General features: G+C 67.2%; 24 protein-coding genes. 19 read left to right on the top strand and 5 right to left on the bottom strand.

Translation table 11 applies throughout. From position 1 onward, the window contains the following. Window positions 1-43 precede the first annotated feature (43 nt). The 13 genes from paaA (at window position 44) to LCI23_RS11680 (ending at window position 12338) form a co-directional block, all read left to right on the top strand. Window positions 44-1033, top strand: a complete 990-nt coding sequence (paaA, locus tag LCI23_RS11740; protein WP_224946647.1) for a 1,2-phenylacetyl-CoA epoxidase subunit PaaA — start codon at window positions 44-46, stop codon at window positions 1031-1033. 81 nt (window positions 1034-1114) lie between these two features. Beyond that, window positions 1115-1399 (top strand): 1,2-phenylacetyl-CoA epoxidase subunit PaaB, encoded by a 285-nt coding sequence (gene paaB / locus LCI23_RS11735; protein WP_224946646.1) that lies wholly within the window; start codon window positions 1115-1117, stop codon window positions 1397-1399. After that, on the top strand, window positions 1396-2160 hold the full coding sequence (gene paaC / locus LCI23_RS11730) for a 1,2-phenylacetyl-CoA epoxidase subunit PaaC (RefSeq protein WP_374041167.1): 765 nt from the start codon (window positions 1396-1398) through the stop codon (window positions 2158-2160). The genes paaB and paaC overlap by 4 nt, the downstream gene beginning before the upstream one ends. Beyond that, window positions 2160-2672: a 1,2-phenylacetyl-CoA epoxidase subunit PaaD gene (paaD, locus tag LCI23_RS11725; protein ID WP_224946645.1), complete on the top strand. Its 513-nt coding sequence runs from the start codon at window positions 2160-2162 to the stop codon at window positions 2670-2672. The genes paaC and paaD overlap by 1 nt, the downstream gene beginning before the upstream one ends. Window positions 2673-2688: 16 nt before the next feature. Next, entirely contained in the window at window positions 2689-3765 is a 1077-nt protein-coding gene (gene paaE, locus LCI23_RS11720) for a 1,2-phenylacetyl-CoA epoxidase subunit PaaE (protein ID WP_224946644.1), read from the top strand. A gap of 27 nt (window positions 3766-3792) precedes the next feature. Then, complete coding sequence (paaG, locus tag LCI23_RS11715) at window positions 3793-4584, top strand: 2-(1,2-epoxy-1,2-dihydrophenyl)acetyl-CoA isomerase PaaG (RefSeq protein ID WP_224946643.1); 792 nt, start codon at window positions 3793-3795, stop codon at window positions 4582-4584. 2 nt (window positions 4585-4586) lie between these two features. Continuing rightward, window positions 4587-6125, top strand: a complete 1539-nt coding sequence (paaH, locus tag LCI23_RS11710; RefSeq protein WP_224946642.1) for a 3-hydroxyacyl-CoA dehydrogenase PaaH — start codon at window positions 4587-4589, stop codon at window positions 6123-6125. After that, window positions 6118-6555, top strand: coding sequence for a hydroxyphenylacetyl-CoA thioesterase PaaI (gene paaI, locus LCI23_RS11705; protein ID WP_224946641.1), 438 nt, complete (start codon window positions 6118-6120; stop codon window positions 6553-6555). Before paaH ends, paaI begins: the two co-directional genes overlap by 8 nt. A gap of 44 nt (window positions 6556-6599) precedes the next feature. Next, the gene (gene paaK, locus LCI23_RS11700; RefSeq protein ID WP_224946640.1) at window positions 6600-7913 is read left to right on the top strand and encodes a phenylacetate--CoA ligase PaaK; all 1314 of its coding nucleotides are present in this window, start codon (window positions 6600-6602) and stop codon (window positions 7911-7913) included. A 15-nt stretch (window positions 7914-7928) separates the two neighbouring features. Further along, complete coding sequence (gene pcaF, locus LCI23_RS11695) at window positions 7929-9131, top strand: 3-oxoadipyl-CoA thiolase (protein WP_224946639.1); 1203 nt, start codon at window positions 7929-7931, stop codon at window positions 9129-9131. 2 nt (window positions 9132-9133) lie between these two features. After that, complete coding sequence (locus LCI23_RS11690) at window positions 9134-9733, top strand: phenylacetic acid degradation protein PaaY (protein ID WP_224946638.1); 600 nt, start codon at window positions 9134-9136, stop codon at window positions 9731-9733. A 26-nt stretch (window positions 9734-9759) separates the two neighbouring features. Continuing rightward, the gene (gene paaZ, locus LCI23_RS11685) at window positions 9760-11811 is read left to right on the top strand and encodes a phenylacetic acid degradation bifunctional protein PaaZ (RefSeq protein ID WP_224946637.1); all 2052 of its coding nucleotides are present in this window, start codon (window positions 9760-9762) and stop codon (window positions 11809-11811) included. 62 nt (window positions 11812-11873) lie between these two features. Continuing rightward, window positions 11874-12338: a cupin domain-containing protein gene (locus tag LCI23_RS11680; protein ID WP_224946636.1), complete on the top strand. Its 465-nt coding sequence runs from the start codon at window positions 11874-11876 to the stop codon at window positions 12336-12338. A 2-nt stretch (window positions 12339-12340) separates the two neighbouring features. Here LCI23_RS11680 and LCI23_RS11675 read toward each other — a convergent pair whose 3' ends face one another. After that, window positions 12341-12568, bottom strand: coding sequence for a hypothetical protein (locus tag LCI23_RS11675; RefSeq protein WP_224946635.1), 228 nt, complete (start codon window positions 12566-12568; stop codon window positions 12341-12343). 80 nt (window positions 12569-12648) lie between these two features. Next, on the bottom strand, window positions 12649-13332 hold the full coding sequence (locus tag LCI23_RS11670; RefSeq protein WP_224946634.1) for an HAD-IA family hydrolase: 684 nt from the start codon (window positions 13330-13332) through the stop codon (window positions 12649-12651). A gap of 330 nt (window positions 13333-13662) precedes the next feature. On the opposite strand from LCI23_RS11670, the gene rsgA reads away from it, so the two are divergent. Then, window positions 13663-14697: a ribosome small subunit-dependent GTPase A gene (rsgA, locus tag LCI23_RS11665; protein WP_224946633.1), complete on the top strand. Its 1035-nt coding sequence runs from the start codon at window positions 13663-13665 to the stop codon at window positions 14695-14697. A gap of 111 nt (window positions 14698-14808) precedes the next feature. On the opposite strand, the gene argH is transcribed toward rsgA, so the two are convergent. Beyond that, entirely contained in the window at window positions 14809-16206 is a 1398-nt protein-coding gene (gene argH / locus LCI23_RS11660; protein ID WP_224946632.1) for an argininosuccinate lyase, read from the bottom strand. 145 nt (window positions 16207-16351) lie between these two features. Between argH and LCI23_RS11655 the strand changes: the two genes are divergently transcribed. The 3 genes from LCI23_RS11655 to LCI23_RS11645 all read left to right on the top strand — a co-directional run bounded on the left by LCI23_RS11655 (window position 16352) and on the right by LCI23_RS11645 (window position 18835). Further along, the gene (locus LCI23_RS11655; RefSeq protein ID WP_224946631.1) at window positions 16352-16945 is read left to right on the top strand and encodes a hypothetical protein; all 594 of its coding nucleotides are present in this window, start codon (window positions 16352-16354) and stop codon (window positions 16943-16945) included. 78 nt (window positions 16946-17023) lie between these two features. Beyond that, on the top strand, window positions 17024-17461 hold the full coding sequence (locus LCI23_RS11650; RefSeq protein ID WP_224946630.1) for a GNAT family N-acetyltransferase: 438 nt from the start codon (window positions 17024-17026) through the stop codon (window positions 17459-17461). A 69-nt stretch (window positions 17462-17530) separates the two neighbouring features. Continuing rightward, window positions 17531-18835 carry a cyanophycinase gene (locus tag LCI23_RS11645; protein WP_224946629.1) on the top strand — a complete coding sequence of 435 codons (1305 nt, stop codon included), beginning with the start codon at window positions 17531-17533 and terminating at the stop codon, window positions 18833-18835. Window positions 18836-18839: 4 nt separating this feature from the next. On the opposite strand, the gene LCI23_RS11640 is transcribed toward LCI23_RS11645, so the two are convergent. Beyond that, window positions 18840-19883 (bottom strand): alpha/beta fold hydrolase, encoded by a 1044-nt coding sequence (locus LCI23_RS11640; protein WP_224946628.1) that lies wholly within the window; start codon window positions 19881-19883, stop codon window positions 18840-18842. A 120-nt stretch (window positions 19884-20003) separates the two neighbouring features. Here LCI23_RS11640 and LCI23_RS11635 point away from each other — a divergent pair, with 120 nt between their 5' ends. Both LCI23_RS11635 and LCI23_RS11630 read left to right on the top strand, forming a co-directional pair. After that, complete coding sequence (locus LCI23_RS11635) at window positions 20004-21422, top strand: IgA Peptidase M64 (protein ID WP_224946627.1); 1419 nt, start codon at window positions 20004-20006, stop codon at window positions 21420-21422. Window positions 21423-21569: 147 nt separating this feature from the next. Then, window positions 21570-22067: a hypothetical protein gene (locus LCI23_RS11630; RefSeq protein WP_224946626.1), complete on the top strand. Its 498-nt coding sequence runs from the start codon at window positions 21570-21572 to the stop codon at window positions 22065-22067. Window positions 22068-22246: 179 nt separating this feature from the next. Here LCI23_RS11630 and parC read toward each other — a convergent pair whose 3' ends face one another. After that, a complete protein-coding gene (gene parC / locus LCI23_RS11625; RefSeq protein ID WP_224946625.1) occupies window positions 22247-24586 on the bottom strand; it encodes a DNA topoisomerase IV subunit A in 2340 nt (779 codons plus the stop codon). Between the last annotated feature and the right edge of the window lie 29 nt (window positions 24587-24615).

Genomic DNA, 24615 nt, shown 5'->3' with positions numbered 1-24615 from the left:
GTATCGTATTATGGATTCAGTAGGTTTGCAACGGAGACCAGACATGTACGCACAAATGGTGGAGACCGGACTCAAGAAAGTTCGTACCGAGGAAGACATGAGCGCCGAGGAAGCGGCGTTCCAGGCGCGCATCGACGCCGGCATCAAGATCGAGCCCAAGGACTGGATGCCCGAGGCCTATCGCAAGACCCTGATCCGCCAGATCTCGCAGCACGCGCACAGCGAGATCGTGGGCCAGCTCCCGGAAGGGAACTGGGTCACGCGCGCCCCGACCCTGCAGCGCAAGTCGGTGCTGCTGGCCAAGATCCAGGACGAGGCCGGCCATGGCCTCTACCTGTACAGCGCCGCCGAAACGCTGGGCGTGTCGCGCGACGAGCTGCTGCAGGCCCTGCACGCCGGCAAGGCGAAGTATTCGAGCATCTTCAATTACCCGACCCTGAGCTGGGCCGACATGGGCGCCATCGGCTGGCTGGTCGACGGCTCGGCCATCATCAACCAGATCCCGCTGTGCCGCTGCTCCTACGGTCCGTACGCGCGCGCCATGGTGCGCGTCTGCAAGGAAGAGTCCTTCCACGCGCGCCAGGGCTACGACATCATGATGGCGCTGGCCAGGGGCACGCCTGAGCAGAAGGCGATGGCCCAGGATGCGCTGAACCGCTGGTGGTGGCCGTCCCTGATGATGTTCGGCCCGTCGGATGCCGAATCGGTCAACAGCGCCCAGTCCACCGCCTGGCGCATCAAGCTGTTCTCGAACGACGAGCTGCGCCAGCGCATGGTCGACCAGACCGTGCCGCAGGCCGAATACCTGGGCCTGACCATCCCCGATCCCGACCTGAAATGGAACGAAGCGCGCGGCTCCTACGATTTCGGCGAGATCGACTGGAGCGAGTTCCACAACGTCCTGAAGGGCAACGGCCCCTGCAACCGCGAGCGCCTGCGCACCCGCGTGAAGGCCTACGAAGACGGCGCATGGTTCCGCGACGCCCTGGTCGCCCACGCCGACAAGCAGGCCGCCCGCAAGGCCGCTGCTTGATCGTAGGGTGGGCGGGTCTCCCGCCCACGCGTTCAACCTGCTTCAGCATCACTCGTCCATAAGAAATACACGGAGAACAGAATGAGCAAAGAATGGCCCCTGTGGGAAGTCTTCATCCGCAGCCAGCACGGACTGGCCCACAAGCACGTCGGCAGCCTGCACGCCCCTGACGCCGAAATGGCGGTCAACAACGCGCGCGATGTCTACACCCGCCGCAATGAAGGCGTATCGATCTGGGTCGTGCGCGCCCAGGACATCGTGGCCAGCAGCCCGAACGACAAGGAAGCGCTGTTCGAGCCGGCCAACAGCAAGGTCTACCGCCACCCGACCTTCTTCCCGATGCCGGAAGAAGTCAAGAACCTGTGAGTACCGCTGTGGACGCAAAGATCGAGTACCTGCTGCGCCAGGGCGACAACGCCCTGATCCTGTCCCAGCAGCTGTGCCAGCTGGTCGGCAAGGGACCGGCCCTGGAAGAAGACATGGCCCTGTCCAACGTCGCCCTCGACCTGCTGGGCCAGACCCGCATGTGGCTCACCTATGCCGGCGAGCTGGAAGGCCGTGGCCGCGACGAAGACCGCCTGGCCTTCCACCGCGATGCCCATGAGTACCGCAACTGCCTGCTGGTCGAGCAGCCCAACGGCAGCTATGCCGAGGTCATGGTGCGCCAGTTCCTGTTCGATACCTGGCACTACTTCCTGATGGACGGCCTGGCCCGGGCCAAGGACGCGCGCATCGCCGAGATCGCGCAGAAGTCGATCAAGGAAGTGACCTACCACCTGCGCCGTTCCGGCGACCTGGTGGTGCGCCTGGGCGACGGCACCGAGGCCAGCCGCGCCAGGATGCAGGCGGCGCTGGACGAGCTGTGGATGTACAGCGGCGAGATGTTCCTCTACGACGCCGTCGACGAGGCCATGGTGGCGCAGGGCGTGGCCCCGGCCGCCGATGCGCTGCGCCAGGCCTGCTTCGGGCACATGGCGGAAGTCTTCGCCGAAGCGACGCTGTCGATGCCTTCGCCGGACGCCTGGATGCAGCGCGGCGGCAAGCAGGGACGCCACAGCGAGCGCCTCGGCTACATCCTGGCCGAGATGCAGTTCCTGCAGCGCGCCTACCCGGGAGCGCAGTGGTAATGAACGCGGCCGGCATCACCACCGGGCAGGTCTGGGACTGGCTGGGCGAAGTCGCCGATCCGGAGATCCCGGTGATCTCGGTGGTGGACCTCGGCATCGTGCGCGAGGTCGCGTTCGAAGGCGGCACCTGTGTGGTGACGATCACGCCGACGTATTCCGGCTGCCCGGCGATGGGGGTGATCGCCGACGCGGTGAAGCAAGCCTTGCTGTCGCACGGCTTGCGGGACGTGCGCATCGCCAGCCGCCTGTCGCCGGCCTGGACCACCGACTGGATGAGCGAGGCCGGCAAGGCCGCCTTGACCAGCTACGGCATCGCGCCGCCCGCCCAGCAGGTGATCGACATCAGCGGCCTGCATGCCGGCATCCGGCGCCGCCCGGCGCCGGTCGTGGCCTGCCCGCACTGCGGTTCCACCCATACCCAGCCCACCAGCGAGTTCGGCTCGACGCCCTGCAAGGCCCTGTACAAGTGCCTCGACTGCCGCGAGCCTTTCGATTATTTCAAGTGCCATTGAAGGCACCCCGAGACCGATGAGCAAATTCTATCCACTGAGCGTGGCCAAGGTGAAGCATGAAACCCGCGACGCCATCGCCGTCACCTTCGACGTCCCGTCCGAGCTCAAGGCGCAGTTCGCCTACCAGCAGGGCCAGCACCTGACCCTGCGCGCCATGATCGACGGCGAAGACGTGCGCCGTTCCTATTCGATCTGTTCGGCGGTGCAGGACGATACCCTGCGCGTGGCGATCAAGCGCGTGAACGGCGGCCAGTTCTCGACCTGGGCCAACGAGCACCTGAAACCCGGCAGCACGCTGGACGTCATGCCGCCCATGGGCCACTTCAACGTGCCGCTCGACCCGCACAGCGCGCGCCACTACCTGGCCTTCGCCGCCGGCAGCGGCATCACCCCGATCCTGTCGATCGTGAAGACCACCCTGCTGGCCGAGCCGAAGAGCCGCTTCACCGTCGTGTACGGCAACCGCGCCTCGTCCAGCGTGATCTTCCGCGACGAGCTGACCGACCTGAAGGACCAGTACATGGACCGGCTCAAGCTGGTCTACGTGATGAGCCGCGAACAGCAGGACATCGAACTGTTCAACGGCCGCATCACCGAAGAGAAGTGCGGCCACTTCCTGAAGCACTGGATCGACATCCGCGACATCGACGTGGCCTTCATCTGCGGCCCCGAAGACATGATGCACGGCGTCTCGCGCTCGCTGCAGGCGGCCGGCCTGGCCAAGGAACAGATCCGCATCGAGCTGTTCGCCGCCAGCATCCCGAAGCACGAGCACAAGCCGCGCAAGATCGACGCCGGCGCGCAGCACCAGACCGAAGTCACCGTCATCATGGACGGCAACGCGGCCAGTTTCACGATGGACAAGGACAAGGAGTCGCTGCTGGACGCCGGCCTGCGCGCGGGCATCGACATGCGCTACTCGTGCAAGGGCGGCGTGTGCTCGACCTGCCGCTGCAAGGTCCTGGATGGCCAGGTGGAGATGGACGTCAACTACGCCCTCGAAGACTATGAAGTGGCGCGCGGTTTCGTGCTGAGCTGCCAGAGCTTTCCGATCACCGACAAGGTGGTGGTCGACTTCGACATCGCGGAATAAGCCCGACAACAAGAATACGGAGACCCCATGCGCTACGAATCCATCCAGTTCAAGATCGAAAACGGCATCGCCGTCCTGACCCTGAACCGCCCCGACCGCCTGAACAGCTTCACCCAGGCCATGCACCTCGAAGTGCGCGACGCCCTCGACAGGCTGCAGGCCGACAAGTCGGCGCGCGTGCTGGTGCTCACCGGCGCCGGCCGCGGCTTCTGCGCCGGCCAGGACCTGCAGGACCGCGCCGTGGCCCCGGGCGCGCCCGGCGTCGACCTCGGCGAATCGGTCGAGAAGTTCTACGCTCCCCTGGTGCTGACCCTGAAGTCGCTGCCGATGCCGGTGATCTGCGCCGTGAACGGCGTGGCCGCCGGCGCCGGCGCCAACCTGGCGCTGGCCTGCGACATCGTGCTGGCCGCGAAGTCGGCCAGCTTCATCGAAGCCTTCTGTAAACTCGGCCTGATCCCGGACACCGGCGGCACCTGGCATCTGCCGCGCCTGATCGGCCAGGCGCGCGCCACGGGTCTCGCCATGCTGGGCGAGAAGCTCACGGCCGAGAAGGCCGAGGAGTGGGGGCTGATCTGGGCCTGCGTGCCGGACGAAACGCTGATGGACCAGGCCATGGCCATGGCCGAGCACTTCGCCAGCGCGCCGACCAAAGGCCTGGCGTTCACGAAAAAGGCCTTGCAGGCCAGCTGGGCCAACACCCTGCCGGAGCAGCTCAAGCTGGAAGGCGAGATGATGCGCGAGCTGGGCTACAGCCACGACTACCGCGAAGGCGTGGCCGCCTTCATCGCCAAGCGCCCGGCGCAGTTCAAGGGAGAGTAAGCATGCAGGCACTCGAGAAGGACAGCGTCGTCGCCGTCGTCGGCAGCGGCGCCATGGGCTCCGGCATCGCCCAGGTGGCGGCCAGTGCCGGCCACCCGGTGCTGCTGTTCGATACCCGGCTTGACGCGGCCGACAAGGCGATCGCCGGCATCCAGGCCACCTACGCCAGGCTGGTCGAGAAGGGCCGCATGCGCCAGGAAGAGGCGGCCGCCGCGGGCGCGCGCCTGCGGCGCATCGGCAGCCTGCAGGAAGCGGGCCAGGCCAGGCTGGTGGTCGAAGCCATCGTCGAGAACCTGGAGGTCAAGCGCGCCCTGTTCGGCGAGCTGGAAAGCATCGTGGCCGAGGACTGCATCCTGGCCACGAATACCTCCTCGATCTCGGTGACCGCCATCGCCGCGCAGCTGCGCCGGCCGGAACGCCTGGTCGGCATGCACTTCTTCAATCCGGTGCCCTTGATGGCGCTGGTCGAAGTCATCAGCGGCATCGCCACCGACAAGGCGGTGGCCGACACCGTCTACGCCACCGCCGAAGCCTGGGGCAAGAACCCGGTGCATGCGAAATCGACGCCGGGCTTCATCGTCAACCGCGTGGCGCGCCCGTATTACGCGGAAAGCCTGCGCCTGCTGCTGGAACAGGCCGGCGAGCCGGCCACCATCGACGCCGTGCTGCGCGACTGCGGGGGCTTCCGCATGGGACCCTTCGAGCTGATGGACCTGATCGGCCACGACGTCAACTTCTCGGTCACGAATTCGGTCTACGACGCCTATTTCGGCGACCCGCGTTTTACCCCATCGATCCTGCAGCAGGAGCTGGTCAATGCCGGCTTCCTGGGACGCAAGACCGGCCGCGGCTTCTACCGCTATGGCGAGGGCGCCGGGCAGCCCGTGGTGCAGCAGGAGGCGCCGCAAGCGAAGCCGGCATCGGTGTCGATCACCGGCAACGAGTCCGATGCGCTCGCCCCACTGGCCGCGCGCCTCGGCGCTGCCGGCTACGCGCTGCACCGCGAAGAGACCCTCGACAGCACGCCGGGCTTCGTGTGCCAGGGCGCCGCGGTGTATCTCACCGACGGCCGCAGCGCGACCGTGCGCGCCGCCGAAAGCTGGCACGACGACACCGTCGTCTACGACCTGCTGCTGGACCCAGCCGGCGCCACCCGCATCGCGCTGGCGAAAGCCGACCAGTGCAGCATCGAAGCCTACAACGCGGTGGTCGGCATGTTCCAGGGGGCGGGTTTTGCCGTGACGCGCCTGGACGACGTGCCCGGCATGGCCGTGATGCGCACCGTCGCCATGCTGGCCAACGAAGCGGCCGACGCGGTCAACCAGGGCGTGTGCAGCGCGCGCGCGGTGGACATCGCGATGCAGAAGGGCGTCAACTATCCGCGCGGACCGCTGGCCTGGGCCGACAGCGTCGGGCTGGAGCACATCGTGGCGGTGCTGGCCAACCTGGCGACCATCTACGGCGAAGACCGTTACCGCGTCTCGCCCCTGCTGCGCCGCAAGATCGCCGCCAATCCGCACGGAGCCCGTTTTCATGCATAGCGATCCGCAGGCGCTGGCGGAACTGGCCGGCCAGACCATGTACGAACGCGACCCCGCCAGCCAGGCGCTGGGCATGACGCTCGACGCCATCCGCCCCGGCTATGCGCGCATGTCGATGCGCGTGCGCGCCGACATGCTCAACGGGCACGCCACCTGCCACGGCGGCTACATCTTCATGCTGGCCGACAGCGCCTTCGCCTTCGCCTGCAATTCGCACAATTTCAACACGGTGGGCGCCGGCTGCACGATCGATTACCTGGCGCCTGGCTTTGAGGGCGACCTGCTGGTGGCAGAGGCGGTGGAGCAGGCCTTGCAGGGCAAGACCGGCGTCTACGACATCAAGGTCAGCAACCAGGATGGGCGCATGGTGGCGCTGTTCCGCGGGAAGTCGCACCGCGTCAGCGGCACGGTCGCTGACGTCGGAGAGTAATCGCCTTTTGCAACACGCTTTTTGCAACACGACAGGAGGCCGAGATGGTCCAACGTAATCCTTCTCCGGGCGAGCTGGAACCGATCGAACGCGCCAGCCGCGACGAACTGCAGGCCCTGCAGCTGGAGCGCCTGAAGTGGTCGCTGCACCACGCCTACGAGAACGTGCCGCACTACCGCGCCGCCTTCGACGCGGCCGGCGTGCACCCGAGCGACCTGACAACGCTGGCCGACCTGGCGAAGTTTCCCTTCACCGACAAGAAAACCCTGCGCGACAACTATCCGTTCGGCCTGTTCGCGGTGCCGCGCGAACAGGTGGTGCGCGTGCATGCGTCCTCCGGCACCACCGGCAAGGCCACCGTGGTCGGCTACACGCAGCGCGACATCGACACCTGGGCCGGCGTGGTGGCGCGCTCGATCCGCGCGGCCGGCGGCCGTGCGGGCGACATGGTGCACATCTCCTATGGCTACGGCCTGTTCACGGGCGGCCTGGGCGCGCACTACGGTGCGGAAAAGCTGGGCTGCACGGTGATCCCGATGTCCGGCGGCCAGACCGAGAAGCAGGTGCAGCTGATCCAGGACTTCAAGCCTTCGATCATCATGGTCACGCCTTCCTACATGCTCAACATCGTCGAGGAGTTCGCGCGCCAGGGGATCGATCCGGCCACCTCCTCGCTGAAGGTCGGCATCTTCGGCGCCGAACCCTGGACCGACGCCATGCGCCAGGAGATCGAAACCCGCGCCGGCATCGACGCGGTCGACATCTATGGACTGTCGGAAGTGATGGGCCCGGGCGTGGCCAGCGAGTGCATCGAGAGCAAGGACGGCCCGGTGATCTGGGAAGACCATTTCTATCCCGAGATCATCAACCCGGAAACCGGCGAAGTCCTGCCCGACGGCGAGGAGGGCGAACTGGTGTTCACCTCGCTGTCCAAGGAAGCGCTGCCCATCATCCGCTACCGCACGCGCGACCTGACGCGGCTCCTGCCACCCACGTCGCGCTCGATGCGCAGAATGAGCCGCATCACGGGCCGCTCGGACGACATGCTGATCATCCGCGGCGTGAACGTGTTCCCGAGCCAGATCGAAGAGATCATGCTCAAGATGCCCGCGCTGGCGCCGCAATACCAGCTGGTGGTGGCGCGCAACGGCCACCTGGACACGCTGGAAGTGCTGGGCGAACTGCGTGACGATGCGATGTCGCCGGCAGACGTGGACGCCCTGTGCCGTGAGCTGCAGCACCGTATCAAGACCAATGTCGGCGTAACCACGCGCGTGACCCTCAAGCTGCCCGGCGGGATCGAGCGCACGCTGACCGGCAAGGCCCGGCGCGTGGTCGACAACCGCCCCAAACACTGAACCTTCGGAGACACCATGACTGACGCATTCATCTGCGACGCCATCCGCACCCCCTTCGGCCGCTACGGCGGCGCGCTGTCGAGCGTGCGCGCCGACGACCTGGGCGCGCTGCCGATCGCGGCGCTCATCGCCCGCAACAAGGACGTGGACTGGGCCGCCATCGACGACCTGTTCTACGGCTGCGCCAACCAGGCCGGCGAAGACAACCGCAACGTCGGCCGCATGGCCGCGCTGCTGGCAGGCTTGCCCTCAGCGGTGCCGGCCAACACCATCAACCGCCTGTGCGGTTCGGGCATGGACGCCGTCGGCAGCGCCGCGCGCGCGATCAAGGCCGGCGAGGCGAACCTGGTCATCGCCGGCGGAGTCGAGAGCATGACCCGCGCCCCCTTCGTGATGGCCAAGGCCGACAGCGCCTTTTCGCGCGCCGCGAAAATCGAGGACACCACCCTCGGCTGGCGTTTCGTCAACCCGCTGATGAAGGCGAAATATGGCATCGATTCGATGCCGGAAACGGCCGAGAACGTGGCGCTGGAATTCAACATCAACCGCCAGGACCAGGACGCCTTCGCCCTGCGCAGCCAGCAGCGCTGGGCGCGCGCCAATGCGGAAGGTGTGTTCAGGGACGAGATCGTGCCCGTGACCATCCACGGAAAGAAAGGCGAATCGCGCGTGTTCGACACCGACGAGCAGCCGCGCGAGACCAGCATGGAAGCGCTGGCCAGGCTCAAGGGCGTCGTGAGGCCCGACGGAACCGTCAGCGCCGGCAATGCCTCGAGCCTGAACGACGGCGCCTGCGCGCTGCTGCTCGCCTCCGGCGAAGCCGCCGCACGCCACGGCCTGACGCCGCGCGCGCGCGTGGTCGGCATGGCCACCGCCGGCCTGGCGCCGCGCATCATGGGCTTCGGCCCGGCGCCAGCCGTGAAGAAGCTGCTGGCCCAGACCGGCCTGCGGCTCGACCAGATGGACGTGATCGAGCTGAACGAAGCCTTCGCCGCCCAGGGCCTGGCCGTGATGCGCGACCTCGGCCTGGCGGACGATGCCGCCCACGTCAACCCGAACGGCGGCGCGATCGCCCTCGGCCATCCGCTGGGCGCCTCCGGGGCGCGCCTGGTATTGAGCGCCGTGAACCAGCTGCACCGCACCGGCGGGCGCTACGCCCTGTGCACCATGTGCATCGGGGTCGGCCAGGGCATCGCCGTGATCGTCGAGCGGGTATAAGCATGGTCAAGGTGTACGAGATCGACGGCGTGCGGCCGGTGGTGCATCCCACGGCCTACGTGCACCCGAGCGCCGTCCTGATCGGCGACGTGATCGTCGGGCCGCGCTGCTACGTCGGGCCGCTGGCCTCGCTGCGCGGCGACTTCGGCCGCCTGATCCTGGAGGAGGGCGCCAACCTGCAGGACACCTGCGTGATGCACGGCTTCCCGGGCGAAGACACGGTGGTCGAAGTGGACGGCCACATCGGCCACGGCGCCGTGCTGCACGGCTGCCGCATCAAGAGGAACGCCATGGTGGGCATGAACGCCGTGGTGATGGACAAGGCGGTGGTCGGCGAGGAATCGATCGTGGCCGCGATGAGCTTCGTGAAGGCCGGGATGCTCATCCCGCCGCGCAGCATGGTGATGGGCACGCCGGCCAAGGTCATGCGCGCGCTCACCGATGAGGACATCAAGTGGAAGAGCTTCGGCACCCGCCAGTACCACGAACTGAACATCCGCTCGCTGCAGACCATGCGCGAAGTGGACGCCTGGCCTGAACCCGAGCCTGGCCGCCAGGGCATCGCATTCGACCCCGAAGGCAGGCACAAGCCCAAGGCTTGACAAGACAACTGAAGGAGACTGAGAACATGGGCAACATCGCCACCCTGCAAAGCCTGATCGCCGGCCGCTGGCACGGTTCGGAAGCGCATACCCCGCTGCACAGCGCGCTGGACAACCAGCTGATCTACCATACCCACGCGGAAAAGATCGACTTCGACGAAGCCGTCACCTACGGCCGCAAGACCGGCGTGCCGGCCCTGATGGCGCTCGACTTCCAGCAGCGCGCCCAGCGCCTGAAGGCCCTGGCGCTGTACATGATGGAGCGCAAGGAAGCGCTGTACGAGATCTCGCACCTGACCGGCGCCACCCGTCCGGACAGCTGGGTCGACGTCGAAGGGGGCATCGGCACCCTGTTCGCCTATGCCAGCATGGGCTCGCGCGAACTGCCTTCGTCGAACGTGCTGCACGAAGGCCCGGCGCTGGCCCTGGGCAAGCGCGGCGGCTTCGCCGGCACCCACATCCTGGTGCCGAAGGGCGGCATCGCGGTGCACATCAACGCCTTCAACTTCCCGATCTGGGGCATGCTGGAAAAATTCGCGCCGAGCTTCCTGGCCGCGATGCCCTGCATCGTCAAGCCGGCCACCGCGACCAGCTACCTGACCCAGGCCTCCGTGAAGATGATGATGGAGTCAGGCCTGCTGCCGGAAGGCGCGTTGCAGCTGGTGATCGGCTCGACCGGCGACCTGCTGGACCGCCTGGGCGGCTTCGACGCCGTGACCTTCACCGGTTCGGCCGATACCGCGGCCAAGCTGAAGGCCAACCCGAACCTGATCCGCGAAGCGGTGCCGTTCACCGCCGAAGCCGACTCGCTGAACTGCGCCATCCTGGCCCCGGACGTGACGCCCGACGACCCCGAATTCGACCTGTTCGTCAAGGAAGTGGCGCGCGAGATGACCGGCAAGGCCGGCCAGAAGTGCACCGCGATCCGGCGCGTGATCGTGCCCGAGCAGCATGCCGATGCGGTCGGCAGCCGCCTGCGCGAGCGCCTGGCCAAGATCACCGTGGGCAACCCGAAGGTCGAGGGCGTGCGCATGGGCGCGCTGGCCTCGATGGACCAGCACCGCGACGTGTCCGAGCGCGTCGAGATGCTCGCGCGCGGCAATGAGGTCTTGTTCAGCGCGCGCGACGGGTTCAAGCCGGTGGGCGAGGGCGTAGCTGCCGGCGCCTTCTTCGCGCCGACCCTGCTGCTGTGCCGTAATGCGATGGTCAACGACGCCGTGCACGATATCGAGGCCTTCGGCCCGGTGTCCACCGTCATGACCTACAAGGACATCGACGAAGCCCTGGCGCTTGCCGCACGCGGCAAGGGCAGCCTGGTGACGACCCTGGTGACCAAGGATCCGGCGATCGCCGCGCATGCGGTGCCGATCGCCGCCGCTTCGCACGGCCGCGTGCACATCCTCGAGCGCGAAGCGGCGGTGGATTCCACCGGCCACGGCTCGCCGCTGCCGCAGCTCAAGCACGGCGGCCCGGGCCGCGCCGGCGGTGGCGAAGAGCTGGGCGGCATCCGCGCCGTCAAGCACTTCCTGCAGCGCGCCGCGGTGCAGGGCTCGCCCACCATGCTGACCGCCGTCACCGGCGAATACGTGCGCGGCGGCGCGGTCAAGGAAACCGACATCCACCCGTTCCGCCGCTGGTTCGAAGACCTGGAAGTGGGCCACTCGCTGCTGACCCACCGCCGCACCGTGAGCGAAGCCGACATCGTCAACTTCGGCGGCGTCTCGGGCGACTACTTCTACATGCACTTCGACGAGATCGCGGCCAGGGACACCCAGTTCGGCAAGCGCATCGCGCATGGCTACTTCGTGCTGTCGGCGGCGGCGGGCCTGTTCGTGTCCCCGGCCCCTGGCCCGGTGCTGGCCAACTATGGCCTGGATAACCTGCGTTTCGTGGCGCCTGTGGCGATCGGCGACACCATCCGCGCGCGCCTCACCTGCAAGCGCAAGGTCGACCGCAACCGTACGGATGAGCAGGGACGCGGCCAGGGCGTGGTGGCCTGGGATGTCCAGGTGACGAATCAACACGACGAACTGGTGGCGAGTTACGATATCCTGACGCTGGTGCAAAAGCGCGGCTGAATGTAGCCAAGCGTAGCGAAGACGGATTCCCGTCTTCGCAACCAAGCAAGGAGACCCTTCGCATGTCGAGACTGGACCTGAGCAGCATTCCTGTACTGAAAGGAACCGGCTATCCGGAAGCCTTTGCCGAACTGGTGGACGGACGCACCAGGCAGGCCCTTGGCGAAGCTGGCGGCCTGAGCCAGTTCGGCGTGAACCTGGTCGAGCTGCAGCCGGGCGCAGCCTCGTCGCAGCGCCACTGGCATTCGCACGAGGACGAGTTCGTGATGATGGTGTCGGGAGAACTGGTGCTGGTCACCGACGAAGGGGAAACCATCATGCGCGCAGGCGACTGCGCGGCCTTCCCGGGGGGAAGGCCGAACGGGCACCACCTGGTCAACCGCAGCTGGGGGCCGGGTGTGTTCCTGTGCGTCGGCTCGCGCATCAAGGAGGATGTCGCCACCTATCCCGACATCGACCTGCGCTACGACGGCGCCACGGCTGCCTATACGCACAAGGACGGTTCGCCCTATCCTCCGCGCGGCTGAGTTCAGTTCAATTTGCGCGCATAGCGGCTACGGATGTGCTGGCTGACGAAGGTCGACAGCCCGCGTCCCTCGCGCGCCAGTTCCTGCATCCTGGCAATATTCTCGGCGCCGGCACTGCGTTCGGTGTACAGGTAGCGCTCGCCACCCTGGAACTGGATGGTGATCGAGTCCTGGCCGATGTCATAGGCGAGCACGCCTGACTCGCCGCTGGTGTTGCGGTAGCGGTGCATGGGCACCTCCCTGGTCGATGTCGATACCCTTCATCTGGGTATCATCCATGCCAGCACAAGATGTTCGCTCGGTGGCTGACTCAGTGCCCGATCCTGCGCTGCACCTTCAGCAATCCACTTTCTGTACGCACGGCAACGAGGTCCGCATAGTCCGGCACTCGGGCCGAACGCGTTTCGACCGGATGCGTGTGAGTGGCGGTGACGATGATGCTGTCCATGCCGGCGCTTTCGGCGGCCGCCAGGCCGATCGGCGTGTCCTCGAACACCAGGCAATCCTGCGGCGCCACGCCCAGTTTTTTCGCGCCCAGCAGGAAGGGATCGGGGGCTGGCTTGCCGTGCTTCACGTCCTCGGCCGCCACCAGCAGGGGTGGCAGCGGCAGCCCGGCCGCGCGGATGCGCGCCGTGGCCAGGGGGCGCGAAGCCGAGGTCACGATGGCCCAGCGCCCGCTCGGCAGGCTGGCCAGGAAGCGGCCCACGCCGGCGATTTCTTCGATGTCGGCCACGTCCTCGATCTCGGCCAGTGCAATGCCCAGCGCCTCTGCGACGGGATCGACGCCGGGGAGGCCGAGCTTGCGGATGGTGTCCTCGGTGCGCTTGCCATGGATGGTCGGAACGAAGGTGTCCGGATCGAGTCCATGCCGGAGCGCCCAGGCGCTCCAGACGCGCTCGGCGGACTTGATCGACGTGAGGATGGTGCCGTCCATGTCGAACAGGAAGGCGGCGTAAGCGCGCGTAGGCAGGACGGCGGGGTTGGTGGGCGTCACGGGTGCAATCTCCCTGGATGGATGATCGTGCAGCTTAGCGCAAACGGCGCCTTGCCTTCGCTCCCCTGCCTTCGCTCCCATGCTTGCCGCCAGGCGCTTGACCTTTCGCCACTGCGCTGCCAGACTACCGGTCCATTCAACCGATCCGGGGAGCCGCCGTATGCATCAGCCTGATACCGCCCTCCGGTCGGCCGCCTGATCCGCTTCCCGACGATGTCCGGGGCGCATCAAGACTCCTAGGCGCCGACCTTCCATTCCTTGTTCCTGCCGCGTCATCGACGCGGCTGCCTGCGCACGCCCGTGCGCCCTTGAATTGGAAAACACATCGTCATGATCGACCTCGATTTCCCGACCCTGCACCGGATCGGCTTCAAGCAACATTTCGTCTCGCAACTCGCGGCGGCAATGCCGCGCCACCGCCTCGCACGCGTGACCTCGGTCCAGCGCGACGAGTTCACGCTCGATGACGGGCGCGCGTCTTTCCCGGCGCGCCATGCGCGCTTCGTGTCCACTGGCCAGGCCGTGGTGGGCGACTGGGTGCTCGCCACCCCAGGTCAGGGTGACTGGTGGATCGATCGCACCCTCGATGCCTTCACCCGGCTGTCACGCCGGACCCCGTCGGGCAGCCAGGTCCTCGCCAGCAATGTCGATACCGCATTGCTGCTGATGGGCCTGGACAATGATTTCAATCCGCGCCGCATGGAGCGCTGCATCGCCCTGGTGCGGGCCTGCGGCCTGGAAGCGGTCATGGTCCTGACCAAGCCCGACATCGGCAGCGAGGTGGAGGGCAGGAGCGCGCAGCTGCGCCAGCGCATTCCCGGGGATGTGCCGCTGCTGTCGCTGATTCCGGCGCAGCAGCTTGACACCGGCGTGCTGGCGCCCTGGCTGGGGGCAGGGCAGACCCTGGTGCTGCTCGGGTCCTCGGGCGTCGGCAAGTCCACGCTCACCAACGCCTTGACCGGCAGCCTGCAGGCCACCGGCGGCACCCGCCATGGCGACGACCGCGGTCGCCACACGACCACGGCGCGTTCGCTGCACCGCTGTCCGGGCGGCGCCTGCATCATCGATACGCCGGGCCTGCGCGCCTGGCAGCCGGATGCGGACGAGGATGCGCTGGAGCTGACCTTCAAGGACATCGCGGCGCTGGCGGAAGGCTGCCAATTCCGCGACTGCCGCCATGCGAGCGAGCCGGGATGCGCGGTGCGGGATGTGGTGGATGCGGATCGCCTGCAGCACTATCGCAAGCTGTTGCGCGAGGTAAGGCGGGCGGAGCAGACGGCGCTGGAGCGGATCGCCGAACGCGGGAAGTGGAAGGTGTTGATGAAGGAAGCGAAGCAGCGTGGCCGTGACAAGCGCGGACGCTAGCGTGGTGGATGGCTCGCCGTCGGCGCGTTGAACGACACAATGGCATGACGCTTGCCGTTCAATGTTGACGATGGTTGAACGCGTGGGCGGGAGATCCGCCCACCCTACACATCACTCCGCGAGCTGCTGGCGCACGCGCGCGATCGCCGCGCGCACCTGGTTCGGCGCGGTGCCGCCCACGTGGTCGCGCGCCGCCACCGAGCCTTCCAGGGTCAGCACCGCGAACACGTCCTGCCCGATCAGCGGCGAGAATGCGCGCAGCTGCTCGAGCGACATCTCGGCCAGGTCGCATCGGGCGTCGTCGCAGGCGCGCACCGCGTGCGCCACGGCTTCATGCGCGTCGCGGAAGGGCAGGCCCTTCTTGACCAGGTAGTCGGCCAGGTCGGTGGCGGTGGCATAGCCCTGCAGGGCGGCGGCGCGCATGTTGTCGGCCTTTACCGTGATGCCGCCCGCCATGTCGGCGAAGATGCGCAGCGTGTCGGTCAGGGTGTCGATGGTGTCGAACAGCGGCTCCTTGTCTTCCTGGTTGTCCTTGTTGTAGGCCAGCGGCTGGCCTTTCATCAGCATCAGGAGACCGTTCAGGTGGCCAACCACGCGGCCGGTCTTGCCACGCGCCAGTTCCGGCACGTCCGGGTTCTTCTTTTGCGGCATGATCGAGGAACCGGTGCAGAAGCGGTCGGCGATGTCGATGAAACCGATGCGCGGGCTCATCCACATGACCAGCTCTTCCGAGAAGCGCGACACGTGCACCATGACGAGCGCCGCGGCGGCGGTGAACTCGATCGCGAAATCGCGGTCGGACACGGCGTCCAGCGAGTTGTGGCAGACATCCTCGAAGCCCAGGGTTTTCGCCACGCGCAGGCGGTCGATCGGGAAGGTGGTGCCGGCCAGGGCGGCCGCGCCCAGCGGCAGGCGGTTCACGCGGCGGCGCGCATCCTGCATGCGCTCGGCGTCGCGGCCGAACATCTCGACATAGGCCAGCATGTGGTGGCCAAAGGTGATCGGCTGGGCCACCTGCAAATGGGTAAAGCCCGGCATGATGGTGTCGGCATGGCGCTCGGCCAGGTCGAGCAGGGCGCCGCGCAGGCTCCCCAAGAGGCCGAGGATGTCGTCGATCGCCGCGCGCACGTACAGGCGGATGTCGGTGGCGACCTGGTCGTTGCGCGAGCGGCCCGTATGCAGGCGCTTGCCCGCATCGCCCACCAGTTCGGTCAGGCGCTTCTCGATGTTCAGGTGCACGTCTTCCAGGTCGAGCAGCCATTCGAACTTGCCGGCTTCGATTTCGCCCTTGATCTGGGCCATGCCGCGTTCGATCTCGGCGCGGTCCTGTTCGCTGATGATGCCTTGCGCGGCCAGCATCTCGGCATGGGCCAGCGAGCCCTGGATGTCGTACGGTGCCAGGCGCTTGTCGAAGAACACCGAGGCGGTGTAGCGCTTGACGAGGTCGGAGACGGGTTCGGTGAAGCGCGCGGACCAGGCCTCGGCTTTCTTGGAAAATTGATCGGTCATGGTGGGATCCAGGTTGGGTATCGCAGAATTATAACTGTCCCCCCGCTGCCTGGCCGGCGCCCCCACCCATGGCGGGTGACAAGCATGCGCAAATGCGTGATCATGGAGCCACCTCTTCACCCAATTACAATAGCAGGGAGACCCCATGACCCGATTCGCTCCACTCGGCCTCGCCGTGACGCTGGCCCTGGCAGCGCCGGCGGCGCTGGCACAGCAGGCAGCGCCCGCCACCCCCACCGGCATCGCCGCCCCGCCCGCGCCGGCGGCACCCGGCATGCCGGCCGCCCGCCCGGCCGACGTCGCCTCGATCGACGCCATCGTGGCCGCGCTGTACGACGTGATCTCGGGCCCGGCCGGCGCCGCGCGCGACTGGAACCGCATGCGTTCGCTGTTCGCGCCGGAAGGGCGGATGGGTGCGGTCGGCGCGCGTCCGGACGGCAGCTATGTGTTCCGCGCCATGACCCCTGATGACTATATCGCGCGTAATACCAAGGCCTTCGCCACCATGGGCTTCTTCGAAAGCGAAAAGGCGCGCACCGTCGAGACCTATGGCCAGATCGCCCATGTGTTCAGTACCTACGAGGCGCGCCACGCGAAGGACGACGCCCAGCCTTTCGTACGCGGCATCAACAGCATCCAGCTCATCCATGACGGCAAGCGCTGGTACGTGCTGAGCCTGGTCTGGCGCGCGGAAGACGCCAAGCTGCCGCTGCCCGAGCGCTACCTGCGCAATGGCTGAGCCCACCGCAATCGCGTGTTGTGCATGCGGCAAACGGCGCTAGAATTGGTTTTTAAGCCAGACAGACTCACCGCTTCCATGATTACCAACGATTCGAGCTTCCAGGTCAGCACCGACCAGACGCAGCTGGACATCCCGATGATCTACCGCTTCCTCAGCGAGCAGTCGACCTGGGCGGTGGGTATCTCGCGCCCGATCGTCGAGCGCGCCATCGAGAATTCACTGTGTTTCGGCGGCTACCTCGACGGGCGCCAGATCGCCTTCGCGCGCGTGATCACCGACTTCGCCACCTTCGCCAACCTGGTGGACGTGTTCGTGGTGCCGGAATACCGCGGCCGCGGCTATGGCAAGCAGCTGGTCGGGGTGGTCCTGCGCCATCCCAGCCTGCAAAAGCTGCGCCGTTTCATGCTGGCCACGACCGATGCGCACGGCCTGTACGAGCGCTTCGGCTTCACCGCGCCGCAACGTCCGGAGACGCTGATGGAACGTTACTTTCCGAACATATATTTGTCCTGAGCAGACGCAAGACGGCGACAGGCTTCCCGAATCAGGCTTAGGATTGTCCCGAGCCTCGAAGGAAGCCGTATGTGTCAACCTGTCGCTTTCCAGCTTGTCGTTCGTATCCTGCTCCGCTGCCTGCTGGCCTGCACCTGCTGGACCAGCCTGCCCGCTGTTGCCGCAGCACCCGACTCCTCCGTTTCCGCATCCCAGCCCAAGGGCTCGCTTGTCATCATCGGCGGCGCGCTGCGTGGCGACAATGCCGCCGTGTGGGAACGCATGGTCCAGCTGGCGGGCGGCAAGGGCGCCCGCATCGCCGTGTTCGCTTCCGCCTCGGCCAGCCCGGACAAGACCGGCCAGGCCCTGGTCGAGCGCTTCAGGCACTACGGCGCCCAGGCCTTCTTCGTGCCGGTCGCGCCGCGCCTGGCCGGCACCGACTACCAGGCGGCGGCCGAAGACCCGGCCCTGGCGGCCGCGGTGCGCGCGGCCGGCGGCGCCTTCTTCTCCGGCGGCGACCAGGCCCGCATCACGCGCGCGCTGCGCCGCCCCGACGGCAGCAATACCCGTATCCTCGACGCCTTGTGGGAGCTGTACCGCGGCGGCGGCATGATCGGCGGCACCAGCGCCGGCGCCGCCATCATGAGCAGCACCATGTTCGGCCACCCGAAGCCGGTGCTGGCCACACTCAAGCTCGGCCTCGATGAGGGCGGCGAAATCGCGCCCGGCCTCGGCTTCATTGGCGACGAGGTGTTCATCGACCAGCACCTCTTGGTGCGCGGCCGCTTCGCGCGCATGCTGCCGGCCATGCTCAAGAAGGGCTACCAGCTGGGACTTGGGATCGACGAGAACACCGCCATGGTGGTGGCGCCCAGCCGCGAGGTCGAGGTGATCGGCTACCGCGGCGCCCTGCTGGTCGACCTGTCGAAGGCGGTGGCCCAGGACGGCCCGCTCGAGCTCAGCAACGTGCGCCTGAGCTACCTCGACAATGGCGACCGCTTCCACCTGCGCACGCACGTCTTCACGCCCGCGCCCGACAAGCGGGACAACCGGATCGATCCGGCCCGGCCGTATTACCGCGAACCCCTGTTCTCGGCCGATATCCTTGGCCACAGTACCGTGGTCGAACTGATGTCCAGGCTGATCGACAGCGACCAGTCCGAGGCCATCGGCCTGTCGCTGGACAGCCCGCATGCGGTCCAGCCCGAGCTCGGCTTCGAGTTCCGGCTATCCCGCAGCCATGACAGCGTCGGCTACCAGTCCGCGCTCACCGAGCAGTACTCGGTGTACAAGCTGCGGCTCGATATCCGGCCGATCGTCGTGCAGCACCCGCTGTACCAGTACTGGCGGCTCGACGCCGTGGCAGGCGGCGGCCGGGTCGGCGCGGCCAGGTGAGCCTTCATTCGCAGCGTCCGCCCAGCGCGCTGGCAAGCAGGCGCGCCTGTGCGTCGATCAGGGGAATGTTCGGATCGTGCCCGGCGCGCTCGACCACCACCAGCTGCTTGCGCGGCGCCGCGATCCGCGCGAAGTAGCGCTGCGCGATCTCCTTGGGCGCCAGCAGGTCCTGGTCTCCATGCACCATGTAGACCGGCATCCCGAAGCGGGCCGCCTGCGCCGCCATGTCCACGGTCGAGGCGATGCCGTCGCCTTTCATGCCGATGAACTGGATGTACGAGTAGTCCTCGGCCGCCTCGTAGTCGGCACGCGCCTTGGGCGTATTGCGCGCCGCCTTCCATGCCATCCAGGCGGCCGTGGCCGGGTCGGATACCAGCGCCTCGTACTTGCGGACCGCGCGGCGCAGGATGCCGAAGTTGCGCGGGTTGGTCCAGGGCGGCGCCCCAAGCGCGGTGATTCTCTCGACGGTGGCCTGGTCGCCTGCCGCGCGGGCGCGGGCCAGGATGATCTCGCGCGAGGCGCGCATGGTATCGGCCCCGTTGACGACCTGCGCCACCGGCATCCAGGCGCAATACAGTTCCGGGCCATGCGCGGCCATGTGCCCGCCCAGGATCGACCCCCAGGAGCTGCCAAGCAGCACCAGCTTGCGCTTGCCCAGGCGTGCCAGCAGGTGGCGCGACAGTGCGATGCCGTCGTCGCGCATCTGGGCCAGCGTGAGCGGCGTGTCCTCGGCCGGCGCGTTGCGCCCCCAGGTCAGGCCACTGGCGCGCTGGTCCCAGTGGACGACGACGTAGTCCCTGGTCCAGGACGCGTAGGGATCGTTCTCGTAGATCGAGATCGGATTGCCCGGACCGCCATGCACCAGCAGCAGCGCCGGCTTGGCGCAGTCGGCGCCGTCGATCGAGATCCACTGCGCGATCCCGCCAATCTTGACGTAGCCGCTGTCGCGGATCGGTTGCCCCGGCTGGCAGGCGGTGGATCCGGCCGCTTGCGCAAGCGGCGAAGCCAGGGCCAGCGCGGCCAGGATGCTGCGTACGAAGAAGTGCATGGCGTCTCCATGTATCGCTACCCGGACGATTCTAGGTTGCTCCTGCGCTGAATACAACTGGCATGCCTGACAATCCGGCAGCCGTTCTACAATGCCGTTTTCGCATCGAACGAGGACGACATGCTCCGCCTGCCATTCCGCTTCTTCGCCGCCGCCCTGGCATTCTTCACCGGCCTCGCCAGCGCGGCGCCGCAGCCGGCCACGGTCCGCCTCGACTACACCCACAGCGGCAATGTCCTGTCCGACCAGTACGCCCTCGAGCGTGTGCTGATCGAGCCGCTGCCCTGGCCGGGCAGCATGGCGCGCACGCTCGACGACACCAACCGCGGCCAGAACCGGGTCGAGGTGGTGGATGCGAAGACGGGCGAGCTGCTGTATTCGCGCGGCTTCTCGACCATCTTCGGCGAGTGGCGCACCACCGAGGAGGCGAGCAAGGTCAGCCGCAGCTTCCAGGAATCGGTGCGCTTTCCCAAGCCGGACCGCCCGGTGCGCGTGCGCATCCTCCAGCGCGACGAGCGCAACGCGTTCTCGGTGGCCTGGAGCGTCGAGGTGGACACCGATGCGCAGGAGGTCGTGAAGCGGCAGCCGGCGCCGCCTGCGCAGCCGATTCCGGTGCACGTCAGCGGACCGTCCGCCGACAAGGTCGACCTGCTGATCATGGGCGACGGCTATACGGGCGCGGAACTGAAGAAGTTCGAGGCGGACGCGCGGCGCCTGACCGCGTACCTGTTCTCGGTCTCGCCCTTCAAGGAACGCGCGCAGGACTTCAACGTCTGGGCACTCGCCGTACCGACCGCGCAATCGGGCATCAGCCGTCCGTCGACCGGGGTGCACCATGCTTCGGCGCTGGGCACCCGCTACGACATCTTCGGCAGCGAGCGCTACGTGCTCACGCTGGACAACCGCGCGCTGCGCGACATCGCCCAGCATGCGCCCTACGAGTTCATCGAGATCCTGGTGAACAACGAGACCTATGGCGGCGGCGGCGTCTATGGCCAGTTCAGCACCGCGGCGGCCGGCAATGCCTGGGCCAACTACCTGTTCGTGCACGAGTTCGGCCACCACTTCGCCGGGCTGGCCGACGAGTACTACACCTCGCCGGTGGCGTATGCGCCATCGGGCACGCGCATGGAACCGTGGGAGCCGAACGTCACCGCGCTGCGCGACCCGGCCACCCTCAAGTGGAAGCGCCACGTGCAGGCCGGCACGCCGCTGCCCACGCCCTGGCCGAAAGCCGAGTACGAGGAAGCCTCGCGTGCCTACCAGAAGAAGCGGGCGGCGCTGCGCGCGGCCAAGCGCCCGGAAAGCGAGATGGACGCGCTGTTCCGCGAAGACCTGCGCGCCACCCTGGCGCTGTTCGCCGGCCGGCCCTACCGCCACGCGGTCGGCGCCTTCGAGGGCGCCAACTACGAAGCCAGCGGCTACTACCGTCCGGCGATGCAGTGCCTGATGTTCGACCGCAGCGAGGCCTTCTGCCCGGTATGCCGCGATGGGGTCAACGACATCATCGACCTGTATGCGGGCCCGGCGCGGCCGTAAGATTTGCTTACAAAACGATAACTTTCTAAGTGGGTTGGCTAACAGACCCGGGAGTGGGGGAGTCCGTATTCTGGACCCATGGCAAACAACAACACAGCGCAGGCAGCGCAGACCGCCAGCGCGACCACTCACCGGAAAGGAAACACCATGAACAAACTGCTCGCCACCCTGATCGCCGGCCTGCTGGCCACCGCCGCCCACGCCCAGACCACCACCGGAGCCAACAGCGCCGCCACCACCAAGGCGGTCGTGAAGGCCGAGGCCGAGGCGACGAAGGACATCGCCAAGGCTGAACAGAAGGAAATGAAGGTCGCCGAAAAGGCCGACAAGAAGGTGAACAAGGCCGTGGCCGACGCCACCGAGAAAAAGGACAAGGCGTATGACAAGGCAGCCGAGGCCCACGCCGACGCGGTCGAGAAGGTCGCCAAGGCCGATCCGGAAGACCGCGCCAAGGCGGTGGCCAAGGCCGAGGAAAAGATCGCCGATGCGAAGCTGAAGGCCGACAAGAAGATGATCAAGGCCGACGAGAAGCTGCTCAAGACGCAAGTCGAGGCGGCGGCCGACAAGGCCACCGCGGCGGCCAAGACCGACCAGGTGCGCGCCGAGGCGACGGCCGAGGTGCAAAAGGCGGCGGCGAAGCACTAAGCAACGCTACAAATGAAAACGCCGGCTTCGCGCCGGCGTTTTTATTCTCGTAGGGTGGGCGGCTTTGCCGCCCACGCGGTCAAGCTACGCAAGATCAGCCTGTGCGGTGGTTCATTCGCTAACGATCACCGCGTGGGCGTTCGTAATTCCGGGCATTGCCCGAAATTACCCCGCCCACCCTACACTGATGATGCGGCTTCAGTCGCCCGCATCGCCAGGTCCTGCGCCTTGAGCTTGGCCGACAGCGGCTTGCCCTTGCGCGCGCGCTTGCCGAAGTGCGGCTCCAGGCTTGACGCGAACAGCTCCACCGTGCGTGGCTTCGAGCCGGCCCAGGTGCCGATCACGTTCACGCCCTTCTGGTTGATCGGCTGCGCCGCCAGCAGGCTTTCCTTGGGTTCGAGCTCCATCAGCGTCACGCCGCGCCCGCCATTGGTCAGCACCTTCATCTCGTCGATGCCGAACACCAGCACGCGGCCCTTCTCGGACAGGCAGGCGATCGCGCCCGCGGTGTCGCTCACGATCCGCGGCGCCAGCGGCACCGCGCCGTCGTCCAGGGTAATGAAGGACTTGCCGCCCTTCAGCCGGCTGATCATGTCGCCGGCCTTGGCGATGAAGCCGAAACCGTTCGACGAAGCCAGCAGCAGGCGCGTGTCCGGGTTGCCCGCGAAGTAGTGCAGGATGCGAACGCCGCCCGACAGGTCGACCAGGGTGGTGATCGGCACGCCGTCGCCGCGCGCGCCCGGCAGCGCGGCCACCGGCACCGAGAAGCTCTTGCCGTTGCTGCCGATGCCGATCAGGGAGTCGACCGTGCGGCATTCGAAGGCCTGCAGCAGCGAGTCGCCTGCCTTGAAGGTGAACTGCGCCGGATCGTGGCCGATGCCGGTGCGCGCGCGCACCCAGCCCTTCTCGGACACGATCACCGTCACCGGCTCGTCGACGACCTTCTGCTCGGCCACGGCGCGCTCGGCTTCCTCGATCAGGGTGCGGCGCTCGTCGCCGTACTGCTTGGCGTCGGCTTCGATCTCGCGGATGATCAGGCGCTTCATGGAAGACGGATTGTTCAGGATGTCTTCCAGCTTTTCCTTTTCGGTGCGCAGTTCAAGCAGCTCCTGCTGGATCTTGATCGCTTCCAGGCGCGCCAGCTGGCGCAGGCGGATCTCGAGGATGTCCTCGGCCTGGCGCTCCGACAGGCGGAAGCGCTCGATCAGCGCGGCCTTCGGCTCGTCCGCATTGCGGATGATGGCGATGACCTCGTCGATGTTCAGCAGGACGGTCTCGCGGCCTTCCAGGATGTGGATGCGGTCGTCGACCTTGCCCAGCCTGAACTCGGTGCGGCGGCGGATGGTAGCGAAGCGGAAGTCGACCCACTCCTGCAGGATCTCCATCAGGCCCTTCTGGCGCGGACGGCCATCGCCGCCGATCATCACCAGGTTCATCGGGCTGGAGGTCTCGAGCGAGGTGTGCGCGAGCAGCATCAGCATGAACTCGCCCTGGTCCTGGTTCTTCGACTTCGGCTCGAACACGATGCGCACCGCGGCTTCGCGGCCGGATTCGTCGCGCACGGTGTCGAGCGCGCCGAGGATGGTCTGCTTGAGCGCCAGCTGCTCCGGCAGCAGGGCCTTCTTGCCGGCCTTGACCTTCGGGTTGGTCAGTTCCTCGATTTCCTCCAGCACGCGCTGGGCCGAGCAGCCCGGCGGCAGTTCGGTGACCACCGCCTGCCACTGGCCACGCGCCAGTTCCTCGATCTTCCAGCGCGCACGCACCTTCATCGAGCCGCGGCCGGTGGCGTACATGTCGGCGATGTTCGAGGCCGGGGTGATGATCTGGCCGCCGCCCGGGAAGTCCGGACCGGTGATCAAAGTCATCAGTTCGGCGTGGGTGATCTTCGGGTTGCGGATCAGGGCGACTGCAGCGGAGGCCACTTCGCGCAGGTTGTGCGAAGGGATCTCGGTGGCCATGCCGACCGCGATGCCCGAGGCGCCGTTGAGCAGCACCATCGGCAGGCGCGCCGGCAGCTGGCGCGGTTCAAGGGTCGAGCCGTCGTAATTCGGCTGGAAGTCCACCGTGCCCATGTCGAGTTCGTCGAGCAGCAGGCGCGACACCGGCGTCAGGCGCGCTTCGGTGTAGCGCATCGCCGCCGCGCCGTCGCCGTCGCGCGAGCCGAAGTTGCCCTGGCCGTCGATGAGCGGGTAGCGCAGCGAGAAGTCCTGGGCCATGCGCACCAGCGCGTCGTACACCGACTGGTCGCCGTGCGGGTGCAGCTTGCCGAGCACGTCGCCGACCACGGTGGCCGACTTGCGCGGCTTGGCGGTGTGACCCAGGCCCAGTTCGTGCATCGAGTACAGGATGCGGCGCTGGACCGGCTTCTGGCCGTCCGAGACGTCCGGCAGCGCGCGGCCCTTGACCACCGAGACGGCGTAGTCGAGGTAGGCGCGTTCGGCGAAGGTGGACAGGGTGAGCGTCTCGACGTCGTCGGACGGCTCGTGTTGTTGTTCGAAAAGGCTTGCTTGCGTCGTCATGATCTATTCGTTCTGTTCGGTAGGCGCGC

It is taken from the genome of Massilia sp. MS-15, from assembly GCF_020176695.1.
Taxonomy (GTDB): Bacteria; Pseudomonadota; Gammaproteobacteria; order Burkholderiales; family Burkholderiaceae_D; genus Telluria; species Telluria hydrophila.
The sequence above is the reverse complement of the archived record's forward strand: the minus strand, read 5'-3'. Positions and strand labels throughout refer to the sequence as shown.

Excerpts from the sequence above, each read along its gene's own strand:
- paaA (WP_224946647.1), top strand. The coding sequence starts at position 44 with ATGTACGCACAAATGGTGGAGACCGGACTCAAGAAAGTTCGTACCGAG.
- paaB (WP_224946646.1), top strand. The coding sequence starts at position 1,115 with ATGAGCAAAGAATGGCCCCTGTGGGAAGTCTTCATCCGCAGCCAGCAC.
- paaD (WP_224946645.1), top strand. The coding sequence starts at position 2,160 with ATGAACGCGGCCGGCATCACCACCGGGCAGGTCTGGGACTGGCTGGGC.
- paaE (WP_224946644.1), top strand. The coding sequence starts at position 2,689 with ATGAGCAAATTCTATCCACTGAGCGTGGCCAAGGTGAAGCATGAAACC.
- paaG (WP_224946643.1), top strand. The coding sequence starts at position 3,793 with ATGCGCTACGAATCCATCCAGTTCAAGATCGAAAACGGCATCGCCGTC.
- paaH (WP_224946642.1), top strand. The coding sequence starts at position 4,587 with ATGCAGGCACTCGAGAAGGACAGCGTCGTCGCCGTCGTCGGCAGCGGC.
- paaI (WP_224946641.1), top strand. The coding sequence starts at position 6,118 with ATGCATAGCGATCCGCAGGCGCTGGCGGAACTGGCCGGCCAGACCATG.
- paaK (WP_224946640.1), top strand. The coding sequence starts at position 6,600 with ATGGTCCAACGTAATCCTTCTCCGGGCGAGCTGGAACCGATCGAACGC.
- pcaF (WP_224946639.1), top strand. The coding sequence starts at position 7,929 with ATGACTGACGCATTCATCTGCGACGCCATCCGCACCCCCTTCGGCCGC.
- LCI23_RS11690 (WP_224946638.1), top strand. The coding sequence starts at position 9,134 with ATGGTCAAGGTGTACGAGATCGACGGCGTGCGGCCGGTGGTGCATCCC.
- paaZ (WP_224946637.1), top strand. The coding sequence starts at position 9,760 with ATGGGCAACATCGCCACCCTGCAAAGCCTGATCGCCGGCCGCTGGCAC.
- LCI23_RS11680 (WP_224946636.1), top strand. The coding sequence starts at position 11,874 with ATGTCGAGACTGGACCTGAGCAGCATTCCTGTACTGAAAGGAACCGGC.
- LCI23_RS11675 (WP_224946635.1), bottom strand. The coding sequence starts at position 12,568 with ATGCACCGCTACCGCAACACCAGCGGCGAGTCAGGCGTGCTCGCCTAT.
- rsgA (WP_224946633.1), top strand. The coding sequence starts at position 13,663 with ATGATCGACCTCGATTTCCCGACCCTGCACCGGATCGGCTTCAAGCAA.
- argH (WP_224946632.1), bottom strand. The coding sequence starts at position 16,206 with ATGACCGATCAATTTTCCAAGAAAGCCGAGGCCTGGTCCGCGCGCTTC.
- LCI23_RS11655 (WP_224946631.1), top strand. The coding sequence starts at position 16,352 with ATGACCCGATTCGCTCCACTCGGCCTCGCCGTGACGCTGGCCCTGGCA.
- LCI23_RS11650 (WP_224946630.1), top strand. The coding sequence starts at position 17,024 with ATGATTACCAACGATTCGAGCTTCCAGGTCAGCACCGACCAGACGCAG.
- LCI23_RS11645 (WP_224946629.1), top strand. The coding sequence starts at position 17,531 with ATGTGTCAACCTGTCGCTTTCCAGCTTGTCGTTCGTATCCTGCTCCGC.
- LCI23_RS11640 (WP_224946628.1), bottom strand. The coding sequence starts at position 19,883 with ATGCACTTCTTCGTACGCAGCATCCTGGCCGCGCTGGCCCTGGCTTCG.
- LCI23_RS11635 (WP_224946627.1), top strand. The coding sequence starts at position 20,004 with ATGCTCCGCCTGCCATTCCGCTTCTTCGCCGCCGCCCTGGCATTCTTC.
- LCI23_RS11630 (WP_224946626.1), top strand. The coding sequence starts at position 21,570 with ATGAACAAACTGCTCGCCACCCTGATCGCCGGCCTGCTGGCCACCGCC.
- parC (WP_224946625.1), bottom strand. The coding sequence starts at position 24,586 with ATGACGACGCAAGCAAGCCTTTTCGAACAACAACACGAGCCGTCCGAC.